Genomic DNA, 4,589 nt, shown 5'->3' with positions numbered 1-4,589 from the left:
AAAGATGAGACTTCCCACTACGTAAGTAGGTAAGACCCCAGGAAGATGACCTGGTTGATCGGCTCGAGATGGAAGCGCTGTGAGGCGTGTAGTTGACGAGTACGAATCGGTCGAGGACTTAACCTACTTCTTATTACATCGCAATTAAATCTCTGTGTAGCTTTCAAGGAATAAAAAGCAAAAGCCTATGGCATAGGATTAATCCTGCCATAGGCTTTTTTTATTTTGTAGAAAGATGTGAATTTATAGCTTATTAGTTAAAGCTCCTAGAAGAAAAGGTTTTCCAATAGTAAGTTATCACCTCTAATTGTAACCAAAAATTACCAATTGGAATAAAGTGAACCATAATAAGATAGGAAGGAGGCATATATAGTGTTGCTTTTTTTAGGGCCATTAAGACTTATTCGTAGATTGCTTAGATTACCTCTTCTTCCAAGACGTAGATTAGTAGGAAGACGTATACGTAGGCGTAGAACGATTGTAAGCCCCATTCGTAGACGTAGACCAATTACAAGGCCGGCGCCAATAAGAAGACAAAGACGTAGAGGGTTTGTGAGGTAAGGATTATCACTAAAAGTAGCCGTATTAACTATGGCTACTTTTTTCTTAAAATCACTGTTCTGCTAGTACTTTTTTTTTATCATTGAGCATACCAAACTTTTGGTGTTATTTTGCTTGTCTTATGCTGCTCTCGTAGTAGCCGTTAAAGCTAATTAGAAATTTATTTTATTTACCCTTTCTTTAATATGAAACTATAATTGTATCTACTATGTAAGTAAGGAGTGTAAGTATAACTTGGTTATCTTTATAAAAGATTGGGGATTTTGCGCCTGTTGTTGGTCCACTAAAGGCTTATGGGCACTTACTTTGCCAGAAGCAACAGAAAAAGGAGCACTACAGGCTCTTAAACAGATGCGAAAAGCGCCTGTGCATAATGATACATACGGAGGCATAGAAAAGATTGCCAATTTAGAAAAAGAGAAAATATTGGTCCAATGGCTAGAGCAGTATTTGTATAAAGGAAAGCGAATGGACTTTCCTTTGGAGTTGGACTGGTCTGGATTTCCGAGCTTTTATTATACTACCTTGATGAAGGTTAGCAAAATAGAAGAAGGCAAGACAAAGACTTATGGTGAAATAGCTGAGCAACTTGGCAATCCCAAAGCTGTTCGTGCAGTCGGTGGTGCTTTGCGTAAAAATCCTTATCCTCTGCTCATCCCTTGTCATCGTGTGTTAGCTTGTCAGGGGCTAGGTGGGTTTACTGGTGCTGATAAGCGTATAGAATTGAAAAGACGATTACTAGAGTTAGAGGGCATAAACGTTGGATCTTCTATATGAGTGAAAAGGATGATAATGACTGCAATCGCTATAATAAAAATTGACCACTAGAATAAAAAATGCTAGAAAAAAAAGTTGACCACCCTGACCATCAAACCTGCTAAGCTGGAGTTGACGAGACAACAGCAAAGGCAGGTAGAAAAGGATGATCAAGGTGGATACATATAAGTATATCAAAGATCTTCACATTAAGGAACGTAAGTCAATCCGACAAATTTCTAGGGATACTGGGCTTTCCCGCCAAACAATCCGCAAAATCCTATATGGTTCTGTAGAAGAAGTTACACAGAAGTCCAATGCTCAGCTCCGCCCAGGTGTAGAAATAGTTCTAGAAACGACTCGTTTTGAAGAGAAGGTAAAAGAAGCAGACCTTGTAATCACAGGCGAAGGACGGACTGATTTTCAGACAGCCTTTGGAAAAGCGCCTGTCGGTGTAGCCGCTATCGCTGAAAAAAATCAGGTTCCTACAGTTTGCCTCTCGGGAGGTCTTGGCTAAGGAGCTTCCGATGTGTATCAGCATGGCATTGACGGATTGTTATCGATTGTGCCACAACCAATGACTTTAGATGATGCTATTAATTCAGCCGAAGAATTGCTTTTAGAGGCTACAATAAGAATGTGCCGACTCATCCGTGTAGGTGAAAAAATGGCTTACAAGAAAGAACAAAAAAGAAATAAATCATTGTGAAGCAGGAGTTATGAAGAGTCGTTGCTTTAAAAATTACAAAAATTCGCATGAGAAATTGTAGCTAAAAAGTCAAAGAGAAAACAGGTTTTTAACGCTCTATCCATAATAACTTCTATAGAAGATACTATCTGGAATATACTTTCCTTTCCAAAGTGCTTGTCTTAACTTTATCGTTACGGAGGTTTCTTCATAGTCTTGCAAAAAAGAGGGAGTGTCATTTGAAGTGATGCAAAAGAAAACCAAAGTCGTCTGTACCGTCGGTCCCAGTACAGACCCAACAGGTGTCTTAGATAAGATGATTGAAGCTGGTATGAACGTAGCCCGGTTTAACTTTTCCCATGGCACCCACGAAGAGCATGGTCGACGCATCGCTTTAGTTCGAGAGGCCGCCAAGAGAGCGGGAAAACCGATTGCTCTGATGTTAGACACGAAAGGTCCTGAAATGCGCATTCGTTCTTTTGCTGACAATAAAGTTCAATTAACAGCAGGGCAATCTTTTGTGTTAACATCGCGAGAAATAGTGGGGACAGCAGAAAAAGTTTCCGTTAACTACCAAAACCTTCCCCAAGAAGTTATGGTTGGTGCTCGCATCTTGCTGGCTGATGGGTTAATAAGTTTAGTAGTTGAGCAGATAGAAGGACCAGATATCTATACAATTGTCCAAAACAGCGGCGTTATTAGCAACAATAAGCGAGTGGCCGTACCAGGAGTGCTTATTAACTTACCACCTCTATCAGTTCAAGATATCGCAGATATTCAATTTGGAATTGCTCTGGATATGGACTGCATTGCCGCTTCTTTTATCCAAAGGGCCTCCGATATTTTAGCGATTCGCAAAGTACTAGAAGATGCCGGTGCTCACATGGCCCTTATCGCCAAAATAGAAAGTCCTATTGGCGTAGATAATATTGATGAGATTCTCCACGTTGCCGACGGAATTATGGTTGCACGGGGAGATCTAGGCATTGAGATACCAGCTGAAGATGTGCCTATGGTTCAGAAGATGTTAATTCAAAAATGTAACAACGTAGGAAAACCAGTTATTACGGCTACTCAAATGCTAGAGTCTATGATGGTTAATCCAAGACCAACAAGAGCAGAAGCTAGTGATGTGGCCAATGCTATCATGGATGGAACAGATGCTGTAATGCTCAGCGGTGAAACAGCCATGGGCCAATATCCTGTTGAAGCTGTGGAAACAATGGCCCGAATTGCTCAACGAACGGAAAGAGATCTCCCTTATGAGAACTGGCTTTTGCAAAAAAGTGTCAAAGCTAAACACATTCAAGTTACAACGACTGATGCGATTAGTCATGCTACAGTGCAAATGGCTCATGAGTTAGATGCTTCTGCTATTGTTACAGCCACCTACTCTGGTCATACAGCGCGCATGGTGTCCAAATATCGTCCCCAAGCGCCGATCGTGGCTTTGACACCTAGTAAAAAGACAACACGCTTTCTACAATTAAGCTGGGGCGTCTATCCTTTGCTAACCAAACAATTCAACAACTCTGATGATATTGTTAACGACGGCATGAAGATCGCCCAAGATAGTGGCTTCATCCAAGGTGGCGACCTAGTTGTCATAACAGCAGGCATGCCCTTTGGAACGCCTGGCACTACCAACATGATTCGAGTTCATCTCGTGGCCAAAATTATGTTAAAAGGCCAAGGTATTGGACAACAGGCTGCACAAGGCAAAGTATGCTTAGTCAGAAAGCATCAAGATCTACATAAGTTTCAGCCTGGCGATATTATGGTTGTAGCAGGAATCGATGAAACAACAGCACCTTATGCGTCTCAAGCAGCGGCTATCGTGGCTGAGGAGTCTGGCTTGTCTTCTAATGCTGTCATAGTCGGTATTAACTGCAATATTCCTGTTGTTGTCAGTGCCACAGATGCTCTAAAACTTCTGCGAGATGGTATGGTAGTAACAGTTGATGCATTACGAGGTTTTGTTTATGAAGGAGATATTCAAGTACGTTAGAAGATAATTATAGAAGGTAATCACTAAGAAGGAACTATACAGAATCTACTTTTCTCTAGTAAGAACTTAAAAGAAGAAGTAGAGAAAAGTTAAGGTCCGCTAAAAGTAAGGTAAACTTTTAACGGACCTAATAGTTTCTTTATCCTACTACTTTCTAAGTACTTTACTTAGCATCTCCCCGCCAACACCCCAGTTATCAAGTTCATTTTCTTTTAATAATACGATAAATTTATCCTCAGGTAGATTAAGTACTTCGCTTGCTACTTTCGTTAGACCAAATATAAGCTTTTCTTTCTGTTCTGTTGTATTGATTTTTCCAGCTTCAATTTTAATAAAAGGCATAGGGAACTCCTCCTAGATATTACTTTAGCTATTAGTCTGGCAAGAATGAAAAAAATCATTAAAGAAGTTTACATATGGAATATATTTCATTTGACAAGTTCTATTAATCTTGTTATTCTATATCTCGTGCTCCGGAGGAAAGACGAGTAAATATTAGGCCAGCGTAGCTCAACTGGTAGAGCAACTGACTTGTAATCAGTAGGTTGCGGGTTCAAGTCCTGTCGCTGGCTCCAC

Annotated in this window: 5 protein-coding genes, 1 tRNA gene and 1 rRNA gene; 6 read left to right on the top strand and 1 reads right to left on the bottom strand. The window is 40.4% G+C overall.

Features of this window, described 5'->3' with window-relative positions; translation table 11 throughout:
• The 5 genes from F9B85_RS13975 to pyk all read left to right on the top strand — a co-directional run.
• Positions 1-126 (top strand): 23S ribosomal RNA (locus F9B85_RS13975); the annotation flags it as partial.
• Between the two features lie 669 nt (positions 127-795).
• Positions 796-1,338, top strand: a complete 543-nt coding sequence (locus tag F9B85_RS13970; RefSeq protein ID WP_151621821.1) for a methylated-DNA--[protein]-cysteine S-methyltransferase — start codon at positions 796-798, stop codon at positions 1,336-1,338.
• A gap of 154 nt (positions 1,339-1,492) precedes the next feature.
• Positions 1,493-1,834 (top strand): glycerate kinase, encoded by a 342-nt coding sequence (locus F9B85_RS14515; protein WP_243138249.1) that lies wholly within the window; start codon positions 1,493-1,495, stop codon positions 1,832-1,834.
• Between the two features lie 12 nt (positions 1,835-1,846).
• On the top strand, positions 1,847-2,026 hold the full coding sequence (locus tag F9B85_RS14510; protein ID WP_170270568.1) for a hypothetical protein: 180 nt from the start codon (positions 1,847-1,849) through the stop codon (positions 2,024-2,026).
• A 226-nt stretch (positions 2,027-2,252) separates the two neighbouring features.
• Positions 2,253-4,013, top strand: a complete 1,761-nt coding sequence (pyk, locus tag F9B85_RS13960) for a pyruvate kinase (protein ID WP_151621822.1) — start codon at positions 2,253-2,255, stop codon at positions 4,011-4,013.
• A gap of 147 nt (positions 4,014-4,160) precedes the next feature.
• Here pyk and dmpI read toward each other — a convergent pair whose 3' ends face one another.
• A complete protein-coding gene (gene dmpI, locus F9B85_RS13955) occupies positions 4,161-4,355 on the bottom strand; it encodes a 4-oxalocrotonate tautomerase DmpI (protein ID WP_151621820.1) in 195 nt (64 codons plus the stop codon).
• Between the two features lie 157 nt (positions 4,356-4,512).
• On the opposite strand from dmpI, the gene F9B85_RS13950 reads away from it, so the two are divergent.
• Positions 4,513-4,588: transfer RNA gene (locus F9B85_RS13950), tRNA-Thr, on the top strand.
• Position 4,589: the final 1 nt, after the last annotated feature.

Source organism: Heliorestis acidaminivorans, assembly GCF_008933955.1.
Taxonomy (GTDB): Bacteria; Bacillota; Desulfitobacteriia; order Heliobacteriales; family Heliobacteriaceae; genus Heliorestis; species Heliorestis acidaminivorans.
Note: the sequence above shows the minus strand (reverse complement) of the source record. Positions and strands in the feature narration are given on the sequence as shown.